Source organism: Bacillus sp. FSL W8-0848, assembly GCF_038007805.1.
GTDB classification, from domain to species: domain Bacteria; phylum Bacillota; class Bacilli; order Bacillales; family Bacillaceae; genus Bacillus; species Bacillus glycinifermentans.
This window is the reverse complement of sequence record NZ_JBBOYB010000001.1, coordinates 2,452,295-2,465,808: the sequence shown is the minus strand read 5'-3', so window position 1 is coordinate 2,465,808 and position 13,514 is coordinate 2,452,295. Positions and strand designations below refer to the sequence as shown.

Sequence of the window (13,514 nt, the reverse complement as noted above, 5' to 3'; positions counted from 1 at the left end):
TACCTATTCCTCCAATTCTGTTTAATGGTTTAAGATACGGCTTAAGAACAGACGCGCCCTTTCTTCGCGGGGATTCGCATAGAACTCAGCCGGTATTGCTTCCTCCAAAACTTTTCCTTGGTCGATAAATACGATGCGGTCGGCTACCTCTTTGGCAAACCCCATTTCATGGGTTACGACGACCATTGTCATGCCTTCTTTGGCAAGGGTTTTCATCACGTCCAATACCTCTCCGATCATTTCGGGATCGAGAGCGGACGTCGGTTCGTCAAACAGCATGATGTCAGGCTTCATGGCCAGGCCTCTCGCGATTGCGACCCTTTGCTGCTGGCCGCCGGAAAGCTGGGACGGGTAGGAATCGGCTTTGTCGGGAATGCCGACTTTCTGCAGGTAATATTCGGATGTTTCCTGTGCTTCTTTTACGGGTTTTTTTAATACTTTTATAGGGGCTAGCATGATGTTTTGCAGAACTGTTTTGTGCGGGTAGAGATGAAAGTGCTGGAATACCATTCCGATATTTTGGCGGATTTTATTGATGTCTGTTTTTTTATCGTTCATCACCGTGCCGTTTACCGTTAATGTGCCTTGGTCAATCGTTTCCAGCCGGTTGATGCAGCGGAGCAGCGTGCTTTTTCCCGAGCCGGAGGGGCCGATGATGACGACGACTTCGCCTTTTTTGATATGTAAGTTGATGTCTTTCAAAACATGAAAGTTTCCATAGTGCTTATTTACCTGGTCAAATACAATCATTTTATTCCCCCTTTATGTGTGTCATATCATATAACAAGTAATTCCATCAGCAGGGATATTATACATTTTTACCATTAAAATAGTCAAATAGTTTTGTTAATTCAGAAAAATCAAGCGGTCTATCCGGCTGGTTGGTTTTTCGGGTTTAGTCCATTTTATTCTTATAAAAATCCTTTAATTCGGAGAAAAGAATAATTTTTCAATATCATCGAAAGGATAACAAAAGAGGTGAAAAACATGCTGAAAAAACCGCTGCAGCTTTTAATGTGGATCTCGATTTTCATGCTCTTCCTCCTGACCGTTTATATCTTTTTGCAGCTCCGGATGATATGGGAGCCGGTTTCTCTCCTCTTGAAGTCGATTTTGATCCCTTTGGCGATCGCGGTTTTTATCACTTATCTGCTTCTGCCCATCGTTGAAAAGATTCATCAGGCTGGCGTACCGAGAACCTTGAGCATTCTGATCATTTATCTCCTCTTCTTCGGAGGGCTCGGCTACGGATTTTACAAAGGCGTTCCGATCTTTATCAAGCAGCTGACGGAGCTGTCTGAGGGCATTCCGGTTCTGGCTGCGTCATACGAAAGCATGCTCGATAAGCTGCATGATCATACAAACGCCTGGCCAGACGGTATGCATGACAGAATCGACAAGTTTGTCAATCGGGCTGAAGCGTTTGTAGGAAGCTGGGCGGAACGGACGATTACGAGCATCCGTTTTGTTTTTGACTACATGCTTGTTGCAGCGATTATTCCTTTCCTTGTGTTTTATATGGTGAAAGATATCGACACGATGAAAAAAGCGGTCTGGTACATAACGCCGGCTTCATGGAGAAAAAGAGGCAGCGCGTTCATCCGGGATGTCGACGATTCGCTCGGGGATTACATCAGGGGGCAATTGTTCGTATGTCTTGTCATCGGGCTGGGGGCCGGCCTGTCATTTTGGCTTTTCGGCCTGCCGTATCCGCTGATACTCGGCCTCATGATCGGGGCGACAAACGTCATTCCCTATTTCGGGCCCATCATCGGGGCAGTCCCGGCTCTTATGGTTGCAGCTGCTTTGTCGACAAAGCTTATCATCGTTGTGATTGCGACGATTTTGACTCTGCAGTTTATTGAAAGCAATATTCTCGGACCGCTCGTTGTCGGAAAAAGCCTGCACATGCACCCCGTTGTCATCATGCTCGGCCTCCTTGCCGGCGACGAATTGGCCGGCATCATCGGGATGATTCTCGCGGTTCCGGTGATGGCCGTATTAAAGGTCATGTTCGCCCATTTTTTGGCGGCGAGGAAAGCCTGACCGCAGGGAGAATTGACATTCACTGCATCGTTGTCTATAATTTCGAGATAGACATACATACGAATCTCGACTGACGGATCCGAGTATACTGAAGCCCTGTTTACAGAGAAAAGCTCCTTTAGGCTGAAAGAGCTTTAGCAGAAGATCAGTAGAAGCTAATCCTGAGTGCAGGCGAAAACCTGCCGTCTTTATCCGGCGTTATACGGATATCAAGGTGATGGACGAATCTGTCCATAATCAGGGTGGTACCGCGAGAGGAGCTCTCGTCCCTGTGCAGCTGCAAGGTTTGCATGGGACGGGGGCTTTTTATATTGCATGCATCAATTAAAGGAGGAAACACAGTGAAGACATTAACATCCGCAGAAGTGCGTCAAATGTTTTTAGATTTTTTTAAAGAAAAAGGCCATACCGTTGAACCGAGCGCCTCTCTCATTCCGCACGAGGATCCATCCTTGCTCTGGATCAACAGCGGAGTCGCGACGCTGAAAAAATACTTTGACGGACGGGTGGTACCTGAAAATCCGCGCATTTGCAACGCCCAAAAATCGATCCGGACGAACGACATTGAAAACGTCGGAAAAACGGCCCGGCATCACACGTTCTTTGAAATGCTCGGAAACTTTTCGATCGGCGATTACTTTAAAGAAGAAGCGATCGAATGGGCATGGGAATTTTTAACCGACAAAAAATGGATCGGCTTTGACCCTGAACGCTTGTCTGTTACCGTTCACCCGGAAGATGATGAAGCGTACGAATTGTGGGCAAAAAAAATCGGCATTCCGGAAGAGCGGATCATCAGACTGGAAGGGAACTTCTGGGACATCGGCGAAGGACCGAGCGGCCCGAATACAGAAATTTTCTACGACCGCGGCGAAGCATACGGCAACGATCCTGAAGATCCGGAACTGTATCCCGGCGGAGAAAACGAGCGCTATCTTGAAATCTGGAACCTCGTGTTTTCCGAATTCAACCACAATCCGGACGGAACGTACACGCCGCTTCCGAAGAAAAACATTGATACGGGAATGGGGCTTGAGCGGATGGTATCCGTTATTCAGGACGCCAAAACAAACTATGATACAGACCTGTTTATGCCGATCATCAAAGCAACCGAAGCCATTTCAGGCGAAGCATACGGAACATCGAAAGAAAAGGATACCGCCTTTAAGGTGATCGCCGACCATATCCGGACGGTTGCATTTGCGGTAGGCGACGGAGCTCTTCCGTCAAACGAAGGCCGCGGCTATGTCATCAGAAGGCTGCTTCGCCGCGCCGTGCGCTATGCAAAAGCAATCAATATCAACCGGCCGTTTATGTATGAGCTTGTGCCTGTCGTAGCTGACATCATGGCTGCTTTCTACTCAGAAGTAAAAGAAAAAGCCGAATTTATCGCCAAAGTGATCAAAACGGAGGAAGAACGCTTCCATGAAACGCTGAACGAAGGGCTCGCGATCCTCTCGGAGGTCATCGGAAAAGAGAAGAAAAAAGGAAACGGCGTCATTTCAGGCGAAGATGTCTTCAAGCTTTACGATACGTACGGATTCCCTGTCGAACTGACTGAAGAGTACGCTGAAGACGAAGGCATGAAGGTCGATCATGAAGGCTTTGAACGCGAAATGAACAAGCAGCGCGAACGCGCGCGCCAGGCCCGGCAGGATGTCGGCAGCATGCAGGTTCAAGGCGGCGCGCTCCGCGATATCATGACAGAAAGCAAGTTCGTCGGCTATTCTGTGCTGAAAAACGACACGAAAATCACAGAACTTCTTCAGGAAGGCGAGCTTGCCGATCTTGTTCATGAAGGAAGCAAAGTTCAAATCATGCTGGAAGAGACGCCGTTCTATGCAGAAAGCGGCGGACAAATCGGCGACAAAGGCTGGCTGAGAAGCGAAGAAGCGGCAGTCCGCATCACGGATGTCAAAAAAGCGCCGAACGGTCAGCACCTGCACGAAGGAATCGTTGAAAGCGGAACGGTTCAAAAAGGCATGAGCGTCTCCGCAGAAGTGACGGAGCGCTTCAGAAAAGACATCGTCAAAAACCACACGGCGACACACCTGCTCCATCAGGCTTTAAAAGACGTGCTCGGAACGCATGTCAACCAGGCCGGATCGCTTGTGACCGGCAGCCGTCTGCGCTTTGACTTCTCCCATTTCGGACAGGTTACAAAAGAAGAACTGGCGCAAATCGAGGCAAAAGTGAACGAGAAAATTTGGGATTCGATTCCTGTTGAAATCGATCTGAAACCGATTGATGAAGCAAAGGCAATGGGCGCTATGGCATTGTTTGGAGAAAAATACGGCGACATCGTCCGCGTTGTCAAAGTCGGCGATTACAGCATCGAGCTGTGCGGAGGCTGCCACGTGAAAAACACCGCCGAAATCGGCCTCTTTAAAATCGTTTCCGAATCCGGAATCGGCGCCGGAACGCGCCGGATCGAAGCGGTAACAGGCAAGGGCGCATACCAGGAAATGAATGTTAAGCTTGAATTGCTCGAGCATGCGGCAGATGCGCTAAAAACAAACGTAAAAGAAGTGCCGAAACGGATCGAATCGCTCCAAGCCGATTTAAAAGCGGTTCAGAGGGAAAATGAATCCCTGCTCGCCAAGCTCGGCAACAAAGAAGCGGGAGAGATTTTGGAAAGAGTGAAAGAAATCGGCGGAATCAAACTGCTCGCCGAAAAAGTAAACGCGAAAGACATGAATCACCTCAGGACGATGGTCGACGAACTGAAAGCGAAATTAGGCTCAGGTGTCATCGTGCTTGGCGCAGTGCAAAACGAAAAAGTGAATATTTCTGCGGGAGTTACAAAAGATTTAATAGAGCGTGGTTTTCACGCTGGCAAACTCGTCAAACAAGTCGCTGAAGCGTGCGGAGGCGGCGGTGGCGGCCGTCCAGACATGGCCCAGGCCGGGGGGAAACAGCCTGAAAAATTGGAAGAAGCTTTATCTTCTGCAGAAGAATGGGTGAAATCCGTTTTATAAAAAGCCGATGTAGTGTAGAATGGTGATATAAGGTATTCAGGCTAAACACTTTGGCCTTTCGAATTTGGGAAAGAGGTGCAAAACGGTGAGCTCATTTGATAAGACGATGAAATTTAACTTTTCCGACGATTCAATGGAAACCAATGTGAATGAAGTGCTGATAACCGTCCATGATGCGCTTCAGGAAAAAGGCTACAACCCGATCAACCAAATTGTCGGATATTTGCTATCAGGTGATCCCGCTTATATTCCAAGGCATCGCGATGCACGCAATTTGATTCGGAAAATCGAAAGAGACGAGATAATCGAGGAATTGGTTAAATCGTATATAGAAAAGCATAAAGAGGCGTAAAAAAGAATGCGAATATTAGGTCTTGATTTAGGTTCAAAAACGCTCGGCGTCGCGCTGAGCGATGAAATGGGCTGGACGGCTCAGGGAATAGAAACGATCAAAATCGACGAAGCGGGCGGCGATTTTGGACTTGACCGCTTGGCTGAGTTAACGAAAGACTATACAATAGACAAAATTGTCCTCGGATTTCCCAAAAATATGAACGGTACCGTCGGGCCAAGGGGAGAAGCCAGCCAGAAATTTGCGGAAGTCCTAGAAGACGCGTTTCATGTCCCCGTCGTGCTCTGGGACGAGCGGCTCTCGACGATGGCGGCTGAAAAGATGCTGATTTCAGCTGATGTCAGCAGGCAAAAACGAAAAAAAGTAATCGATAAAATGGCGGCGGTGATGATCCTTCAAGGGTATCTCGACAGCCTAAATACATGAGGTGATCAAATGGAACACGGTGAAAAAAACATTACGATCGTAGACGATAAAGGAAATGAACAGCTTTGTGAAGTGTTATTCACATTTGACAGCGATAAATTTGATAAATCGTACGTCCTGTATTATCCGATTGAAGCGCAGGATGATGAGGAAATCGAAATCCATGCTTCAAGCTTCATTCCGAACGAAAACGGCGAAGACGGCGAGCTGATGCCGATCGAAACTGAGGAAGAATGGGATATGATCGAAGAGACGCTGAACACGTTTTTAGCCGACGAAGAGGAAGAAGAATAAAAAAAGCTGCCGCAAGGCGGCTTTTTTTTATGACAAAAGTATTGTAATAAATTGCCGAATATCAACGAATCATGTAGTATATACCATGGGAGGAGAGGAGGACATAAATGTTTGAAGACCAGACTAAGAAACCGTTCATAAAAAAACTCCTTGATCATAAAATTAAATTTTGGCTGACCGCGGCGGCAGTGCTGATTATTCTCATTGCAGGCGGTGCATCGCTCTACGTGAAATCCGCTCTTGAGCCGGTCGATAAAAACAGCGAAAAAGCGGTCAACGTATACATCCCGAAAGGCTCGACCGTTTCAACGATCGCCGCAAAGCTGAAAAAACAAGAGTTAATTAAAAATGAAAAAGTGTTTATCGCCTATGTCAAATTCAAGCATGCATCAGGATTTCAAGCCGGAAACTTTCAGCTCAGCCAGTCGATGAGCCCCGCTGAATTGATCGATAAGCTGACAAGCACATCTCACGTTCCAGCCTTTAAGATCGTCGTTCCGGAGGGCCGGCAGCTCACTGAAATCGCCGCCATGATCGCAGGCCAAACCAATTATTCAGAAAAAGACATTATGAATAAGCTTGATGACAAAAACTTTATTAACAAATTGAAAAAGAAATATCCGAATGTAATCAAAGATGATGTCTTGAACAAAAACATCAAGCATCCGCTGGAGGGGTATCTCTACCCTGCGACATACCCGTTTTACGATCCGGAAACAAAGCTGGAAGCCATTATCGAAGCGATGATCAAAGAAACCGATAAAACGGCCGAAAAATACCGGACGCAGATGAAGGACAAAAAAATGTCCGTTCACAAAACGCTCACAATGGCATCATTAATAGAAGAAGAAGCGACTGAAAAAGCAGACCGACATAAAATATCGAGCGTATTCTATAATCGTCTTGACAAGAAGATGCCGCTGCAGACGGATCCGACCGTACTCTATGCACTCGGAAAGCATAAAAACCGGGTCGTTTACAAGGATCTCGGGGTCAAATCCCCTTACAATACGTACAAGCATACCGGACTTCCGCCGGGGCCGATTGCAAATGCAGGGGAATCGTCTTGGGAAGCGGCATTAAACCCGGATAAAACGGATTATGTCTATTTCCTTGCCAAGAAAAACGGAGAAGTCGTTTTTACAAAAACGCTAAAAGAGCATAATAAAGCAAAATCGAAATATATCACAAATCAAAGCGAGTAAACCTTAAAGGAGAGTAAAAAATGACTCTCCTTTTATTCGCAAAAGAAAATGTTTTATGGTAAAATATATCGGGTTGTTTATTAGAGAAAAGACATTCACTGCTTTAGGAGAGTTCTTACATCTGACCTAAAGCTCTTTTTATGAAAGGGAGGCTCTTCCCGTGAAGATCGGACACCAGGAACTGACCGGCTATCTGGAAAGGCTGCAAAAGCCTCGGCCGGCAGACATTATGAAGCTTGAGGCTTATGCCGAGGAGCACGGCGTACCCATTATGGAACCGACCGGAATCGACGCGCTGCTTCGGCTTCTGTCGCTCAAAAATCCGAAAAAAATACTTGAAATCGGCACTGCCATCGGATACTCGGCGATTCGGATGGCGCTTGAACTTCCTGAAGCCGAAATATTTACAATCGAGCGCGACGAACAAAGGTATCACGAAGCCATTCAAAACATTCAATCCTTCCAGCTGGAAAACAGAATTCACGTGTTCTTCGGCGATGCGCTCAGCGAGTCGGCCGCCGTTCAGTCGATGGCGCCTTATGACGCGCTGTTTATCGATGCCGCAAAAGGACAATATCAAAAATTTTTCAGCTTGTACGAACAGATGCTGGCAGACGACGGCATCATTTTTACGGACAACGTCCTGTTCAAAGGGCTTGTCGCCGGAGATTACGATCAAATCGAAAACAAACGGATCAAAAAGCTTGTATCAAAAATAGATCATTTTAATCATTGGCTAATGGAGCACCCGGATTATCGTACAACGATTTTGCCGGTCGGAGACGGCTTGGCCGTTAGCCAAAAAGAGGTGAAACGCATATGAAAAAACCTGAACTGCTAGTGACACCGACATCGGTTGGCGATATTAAGCCTTTGGCCAGTGCCGGGGCTGACGCGTTTATCATCGGTGAACAAAGATACGGACTGCGCCTGGCCGGGGAATTTTCAAGATCTGATATTCAAGAGGCGATTCTTCAGGCTCATGAAGCCGGCGCAAAAGTGTATGTCGCGATGAATGCGATTTTTCATAACGATAAAGTGCCAGAATTGAACGATTATCTTTCCTTTTTGGAAGAGGCCGGGGCTGATGCCGTCGTATTCGGCGACCCGGCGGTGTTGATGGCTGCGAGAGAATCCGCGCCGAACATGCCGCTCCACTGGAGTACGGAAACAACCGCAACCAATCACCATTCGTGCAATTACTGGGGACGCAAGGGAGCGAAGCGCGCGGTATTGGCGAGAGAGCTGAACATGGACAGCATTATCGAGATTAAAGAAAAAGCCGAAGTCGAGATCGAAATTCAGGTTCACGGGATGACATGCATGTTCCAGTCCAAGCGATCATTGATCGGCAACTATTTTGAATACCAGGGCAAAGTCATGGATATCGAGGGCAAGAAAAAAGAAAAAGGCATGTATCTTCATGACAAAGAGCGCGGCAACAAATATCCGATTTTCGAAGACGAAAACGGCACGCACATTATGAGCCCGAACGATGTATGCATCATTGACGAGCTCGAGGATTTAATAGACGCCGGAATCGATTCATTCAAAATCGACGGGATCTTAAAATCGGCGGACTATCTTGCGCAGGTGACGGCGATGTACCGCGAGGCCATCGATCTTTGCATGACGGACAGAGAAGCATACGAAAATAAAAAAGAACAATGGATTGAGCGGATCGAAGACCTGCAGCCTGTAAACCGCAGCATCGATACCGGATTCTTCTTCAAAGAGACAGTATATTAAGGAGGGAAACCATGTCTGCAGTTCAAGATAAAATTTCCACAATCGTCAATGGAAAACGCGTCATTACGAAAAAACCGGAACTTCTCGCCCCGGCGGGAAATTTGGAAAAACTGAAAATCGCCGTCCACTACGGGGCAGACGCTGTATTTATCGGCGGGCGCGAATATGGACTCCGCTCCAATGCGGATAATTTTTCAATCGAAGAAATGGCCGAAGGCGTTGAATTTGCCAAACGATACGGAGCGAAAATCTACGTCACAACCAATATTTTCGCACACGAAGAAAATATCGACGGCCTTGATGAATACTTAAGGGATCTGCAGGATGCGGGCGTATCCGGAATCATCGTCGCCGACCCGCTGATCATCGAAACGTGCCGGAGGGTCGCTCCAAAGCTGGAAGTGCACTTGAGCACACAGCAATCATTGTCAAACTGGAAAGCCGTTCAATTCTGGAAGGAAGAAGGTTTGGAACGGGTCGTGCTCGCGCGCGAAACGAGCGCCCTTGAAATCAGGGAAATGAAAGAAAAAGTAGATATCGAAATCGAAACCTTTATCCACGGTGCAATGTGCATCGCATACTCCGGACGCTGCGTGCTGAGCAATCACATGACGGCAAGGGATTCAAACCGCGGCGGCTGCTGCCAGTCATGCCGCTGGGATTATGACTTGTATCAGACAGACGGTGCGAACGCGCTGCCGCTTTATGAAGAAAGCGACGCTCCGTTTGCAATGAGCCCGAAAGACCTGAAGCTGATCGAATCGATTCCGCAAATGATTGAAATGGGAATCGACAGCTTGAAAATCGAAGGACGGATGAAATCGATCCACTATATCGCAACGGTCGTCAGCGTTTACCGAAAAGTGATTGACGCCTATTGTGCAGATCCCGACGGATTTACCATTAAAGAAGAATGGCTGAAGGAGCTTGACAAATGTGCAAACAGGGATACGGCTCCTGCATTCTTTGAAGGAACGCCGGGATACGAAGAGCAAATGTTCGGCGAGCACGGGAAAAAGACGACATACGATTTTGTCGGGCTTGTGCTCGATTATGATGAAGAGACGCAAATCGTTACGCTCCAGCAGCGCAACTTTTTCAAAACAGGAGACGAAGTCGAATTTTTCGGCCCGGAAATTGATAATTTCACATACAAGATTGATACGATTTGGGACGAAAAAGGCAATGTGCTTGATGCAGCCCGCCATCCCCTGCAAATCGTCAAATTTAAAGTGGACAAGAAGATTTATCCTAGCAACATGATGAGAAAGGGGCAGTAAAAGGCATGGGAAAGAAACCGGTAGTCATTGGAATAGCGGGGGGCTCCGGGTCAGGCAAGACAAGCGTGACCAGGTCGATTTATGAACAGTTCAAGGGCCACTCTATTTTAATGCTTGAACAGGATTTGTATTACAAAGATCAAAGCCATCTGCCCTTTGAAGAAAGGCTGAACACGAACTACGACCATCCGCTTGCATTTGACAATGACTATTTGATTGAGCATCTACAAGAATTGCTGAAATACCGTCCGATTAAAAAACCGATTTACGATTACAAGATGCATACACGTTCGGAAGAAGTCGTGCATGTCGAGCCGAAAGATGTTATTATTTTGGAAGGAATCCTTGTTCTCGAGGATGAAAGGCTCCGCGATTTGATGGACATCAAACTGTACGTCGATACGGATGCAGATCTTCGCATCATCAGAAGAATGCTCCGTGACATTAAGGAAAGAGGCCGCTCGATCGATTCCGTTATCGAGCAGTACATTTCCGTCGTCAGACCGATGCACAATCAATTTGTCGAACCGACAAAACGCTATGCTGACATCATTATTCCGGAAGGCGGCCAAAATCGCGTTGCAATTGATTTGATGGTTACCAAAATACAAACTATTCTTGAACAAAACGCGATTTTATAATAACATAGCATAGACAAAGACTACTCTGACCATATTATGTATAGAAATTGAAGGGACCTCTTTAGATATGAGCCCTTCTTTAACTGTATAAGCACGATTTACCGGAGCCTTCCATCCGGTTGACATCATACTTTACAAATATGGGAGAGAAGAAGGGGACAAGGATTGTCCTCATTCTTGTATATTCAAGTCTATACTCTCACATACAAGTGATGAGGGACCAACTAGAAGGAGTGAAGGAACAATGGCACAAGAGAAAGTTTTTCCTATGACAGAAACAGGAAAGAAAAAATTAGAAGAAGAACTTGAGTATTTGAAAACGGTTAAACGCAAAGAGGTTGTTGAGCGCATCAAAGTCGCCAGAAGCTTCGGCGATCTCTCGGAAAACTCTGAGTATGATTCAGCCAAAGAAGAGCAGGCCTTTGTAGAGGGGCGCATCACAACGCTTGACAATATGATTCGAAATGCGAAAATCATCGAGGATGATGGTGAAAATTCAAACATCGTCAGTCTGGGAAAAACGGTCACATTTACAGAGCTTCCGGACGGAGAAGAAGAATCTTATACGATCGTGGGAAGCGCTGAAGCTGATCCGTTTGAAGGAAAAATCTCCAACGATTCGCCAATCGCCAAAAGCCTTCTCGGCAAGCAGGTCGGAGATGAAGTGACCGTGCAGACGCCGGGTGGAGAAATGCTTGTAAAAATTGTGAAAATTTCATAAAGTTTGTTTAGCAGACGAACGCCTCGTCCACAATGTGGATGAGGTGTTTTTATTATGAAATTACGCAAGCGCATGAAATGGATTGCGATGTTGATGTCGGCGGCGCTTTTGTTTTTGCTGGTGAGACTGGCGGAAATCCAACTGTTTTTCACCGAATCCTTTTCCAAATGGAATGTGAACTTAATCCAGGAAAGCGTGAAACAGCGCACGGAAGAGGTTCAGATTTCAGATGGAAGAGGATCTTTTTTAGATCGCAGCGGTAAGCCGCTCACCGTCAGCAGAAAGCCGGCAATTGTGCTGTTTCCGTTTTTGAAGTCACAATCATGGCCGATTGGCGAAGCGGCCGCTATTTTAAACATATCGGAAGAAGAGCTGGACGGGAAGCTTGATAAAGCGAAAAAACCCGTCATTCTCACCAAAAATGAAGAGGGCTCAATTTCGAAAACGGCACTCGAAAAAATCAACAAACTGAAATATCCGGGAATATACGGCGTATACATAGAAGAAACAGAAAAAAACAGGCTGGCCTCACACACCATCGGCATGACAAATCAGGACCCGGAGCTGCTTCGCAAAAAATACCCGCACAAAGACGGCCTGTCGATCAGCATGAAAATCGGCACCTTCGGCCTGGAGCGGACATTTGACGAATTCCTGCTTCCCGAACAAGATACAAAATTGTTATACCATGTGGACGGACTGGGAAACCCTTTGTTCGGCATTGACGTCAAGTATACGGCAGATGCGAACCCGTTCTATCCGCTGCAGGTCAAAACAACGATCGATAAGACGATGCAGCAGAAGCTTGAAGACATTTTGGATGACCATCATGTGAAAAAAGGCGGGGCGGTTCTCCTCGACATCGAAAACAGCAGTGTGCTTGCGATTGCCAGCAAGCCTGACGTAAACACGGCTTCCCAAAAAACGAGGCAAAACTATATGCTCACCCCCATGTATCCGGGCTCTGTTTTTAAAACGGTGATCGCGGCGGCGGCGATAGAAAACGGCTTGGATCATCCGACGAAAACGTTCAACTGCAACTTGAATCTTTACGGAAAACCGGGCGATGACAAGGGGAGGCTGAACATGGAAGAAGGCTTTGCCCAAAGCTGCAATTATACATTTACGAGCCTCGCGGATGAGCTGATCAAAAAAAACGGCTCGGTCATCGAAGATACTGCGAAAAAGCTCGGGCTTACCGGACGGGTCGGCTGGGAAGGCCGCCTATACCGCGAGCGGGATTTCAGGCAGTTTTACCATGAGGGTTCGGGTTCGGTCTGGGGGGACGAGCGGGATAAAAAAGTGAAAAAAGCGGTTGCACAAACCGCGATCGGCCAAAAAAACGTCAAGCTGACTCCGCTTGAAATCGCCAATATGATGGCGACCATAGCGAGAGGCGGCGAGAAAAAGCAAGTCAAAATCGCAAGCGGGATCGAATACAAAAACGGCACATTGATGGCTTCGTTTAAAGACCATGAGCTGTCGGGGGATACGATCGATCATTATACCGCGCAAAAGCTGCAAAAACTGCTCAGAAACGTCGTCACATCTGAAAAAGGGACAGGCAGGCGCTTCCGCGACCTTCCGTACGACGTATCGGGGAAATCGGGAACGGCGCAGACGGGCCGGCTGACAAAAGACAAAAAAACCCTCTATCATAAATGGTTTGCCGGCTATTTTCCGGCAGACAAGCCAAAATACGCGCTCGCCGTCGTTCATATGGACACACCGGAAGATCAGGCTGCGACAAATGCCGCATTTTATGATATTGTTAAAAAAGTATATGAAATTGAAAAGAACCAGACATAGAAGAATGCCTTAC

General features: G+C 47.0%; 13 protein-coding genes. 12 read left to right on the top strand and 1 reads right to left on the bottom strand.

The genetic code is table 11. The features are described from left to right. Positions 1-21: 21 nt before the first annotated feature. Positions 22-750, bottom strand: coding sequence for an amino acid ABC transporter ATP-binding protein (locus NSQ39_RS12855; protein ID WP_175075634.1), 729 nt, complete (start codon positions 748-750; stop codon positions 22-24). Between the two features lie 237 nt (positions 751-987). Between NSQ39_RS12855 and NSQ39_RS12850 the strand changes: the two genes are divergently transcribed. The 12 genes from NSQ39_RS12850 (at position 988) to NSQ39_RS12795 (ending at position 13,501) form a co-directional block, all read left to right on the top strand. Beyond that, entirely contained in the window at positions 988-2,046 is a 1,059-nt protein-coding gene (locus NSQ39_RS12850; protein WP_046132124.1) for an AI-2E family transporter, read from the top strand. Between the two features lie 341 nt (positions 2,047-2,387). After that, positions 2,388-5,024 carry an alanine--tRNA ligase gene (gene alaS / locus NSQ39_RS12845; protein WP_046132125.1) on the top strand — a complete coding sequence of 879 codons (2,637 nt, stop codon included), beginning with the start codon at positions 2,388-2,390 and terminating at the stop codon, positions 5,022-5,024. Between the two features lie 85 nt (positions 5,025-5,109). Then, complete coding sequence (locus NSQ39_RS12840) at positions 5,110-5,376, top strand: IreB family regulatory phosphoprotein (protein ID WP_046132126.1); 267 nt, start codon at positions 5,110-5,112, stop codon at positions 5,374-5,376. 6 nt (positions 5,377-5,382) lie between these two features. Then, positions 5,383-5,802 (top strand): Holliday junction resolvase RuvX, encoded by a 420-nt coding sequence (ruvX, locus tag NSQ39_RS12835; protein ID WP_065894601.1) that lies wholly within the window; start codon positions 5,383-5,385, stop codon positions 5,800-5,802. Between the two features lie 9 nt (positions 5,803-5,811). Continuing rightward, on the top strand, positions 5,812-6,096 hold the full coding sequence (locus NSQ39_RS12830; RefSeq protein ID WP_175075633.1) for a DUF1292 domain-containing protein: 285 nt from the start codon (positions 5,812-5,814) through the stop codon (positions 6,094-6,096). A 107-nt stretch (positions 6,097-6,203) separates the two neighbouring features. After that, positions 6,204-7,301 carry an endolytic transglycosylase MltG gene (gene mltG, locus NSQ39_RS12825; RefSeq protein WP_046131485.1) on the top strand — a complete coding sequence of 366 codons (1,098 nt, stop codon included), beginning with the start codon at positions 6,204-6,206 and terminating at the stop codon, positions 7,299-7,301. A gap of 160 nt (positions 7,302-7,461) precedes the next feature. Next, positions 7,462-8,124, top strand: a complete 663-nt coding sequence (locus NSQ39_RS12820) for an O-methyltransferase (RefSeq protein WP_046131486.1) — start codon at positions 7,462-7,464, stop codon at positions 8,122-8,124. After that, complete coding sequence (locus NSQ39_RS12815) at positions 8,121-9,050, top strand: peptidase U32 family protein (RefSeq protein ID WP_046131487.1); 930 nt, start codon at positions 8,121-8,123, stop codon at positions 9,048-9,050. Before NSQ39_RS12820 ends, NSQ39_RS12815 begins: the two co-directional genes overlap by 4 nt. Positions 9,051-9,061: 11 nt before the next feature. Next, on the top strand, positions 9,062-10,330 hold the full coding sequence (locus tag NSQ39_RS12810) for a peptidase U32 family protein (RefSeq protein WP_046131488.1): 1,269 nt from the start codon (positions 9,062-9,064) through the stop codon (positions 10,328-10,330). A 5-nt stretch (positions 10,331-10,335) separates the two neighbouring features. Then, on the top strand, positions 10,336-10,971 hold the full coding sequence (gene udk, locus NSQ39_RS12805) for a uridine kinase (protein ID WP_046131489.1): 636 nt from the start codon (positions 10,336-10,338) through the stop codon (positions 10,969-10,971). Between the two features lie 244 nt (positions 10,972-11,215). After that, on the top strand, positions 11,216-11,692 hold the full coding sequence (greA, locus tag NSQ39_RS12800) for a transcription elongation factor GreA (RefSeq protein ID WP_046131490.1): 477 nt from the start codon (positions 11,216-11,218) through the stop codon (positions 11,690-11,692). Positions 11,693-11,746: 54 nt separating this feature from the next. Continuing rightward, entirely contained in the window at positions 11,747-13,501 is a 1,755-nt protein-coding gene (locus NSQ39_RS12795) for a peptidoglycan D,D-transpeptidase FtsI family protein (RefSeq protein ID WP_046131491.1), read from the top strand. The last annotated feature ends 13 nt before the right edge of the window (positions 13,502-13,514 follow it).

Excerpts from the sequence above, each read along its gene's own strand:
- ruvX (WP_065894601.1), top strand. The coding sequence starts at position 5,383 with ATGCGAATATTAGGTCTTGATTTAGGTTCAAAAACGCTCGGCGTCGCG.
- NSQ39_RS12815 (WP_046131487.1), top strand. The coding sequence starts at position 8,121 with ATGAAAAAACCTGAACTGCTAGTGACACCGACATCGGTTGGCGATATT.
- udk (WP_046131489.1), top strand. The coding sequence starts at position 10,336 with ATGGGAAAGAAACCGGTAGTCATTGGAATAGCGGGGGGCTCCGGGTCA.
- NSQ39_RS12850 (WP_046132124.1), top strand. The coding sequence starts at position 988 with ATGCTGAAAAAACCGCTGCAGCTTTTAATGTGGATCTCGATTTTCATG.
- NSQ39_RS12830 (WP_175075633.1), top strand. The coding sequence starts at position 5,812 with ATGGAACACGGTGAAAAAAACATTACGATCGTAGACGATAAAGGAAAT.
- NSQ39_RS12810 (WP_046131488.1), top strand. The coding sequence starts at position 9,062 with ATGTCTGCAGTTCAAGATAAAATTTCCACAATCGTCAATGGAAAACGC.
- NSQ39_RS12795 (WP_046131491.1), top strand. The coding sequence starts at position 11,747 with ATGAAATTACGCAAGCGCATGAAATGGATTGCGATGTTGATGTCGGCG.
- NSQ39_RS12855 (WP_175075634.1), bottom strand. The coding sequence starts at position 750 with ATGATTGTATTTGACCAGGTAAATAAGCACTATGGAAACTTTCATGTT.
- greA (WP_046131490.1), top strand. The coding sequence starts at position 11,216 with ATGGCACAAGAGAAAGTTTTTCCTATGACAGAAACAGGAAAGAAAAAA.
- mltG (WP_046131485.1), top strand. The coding sequence starts at position 6,204 with ATGTTTGAAGACCAGACTAAGAAACCGTTCATAAAAAAACTCCTTGAT.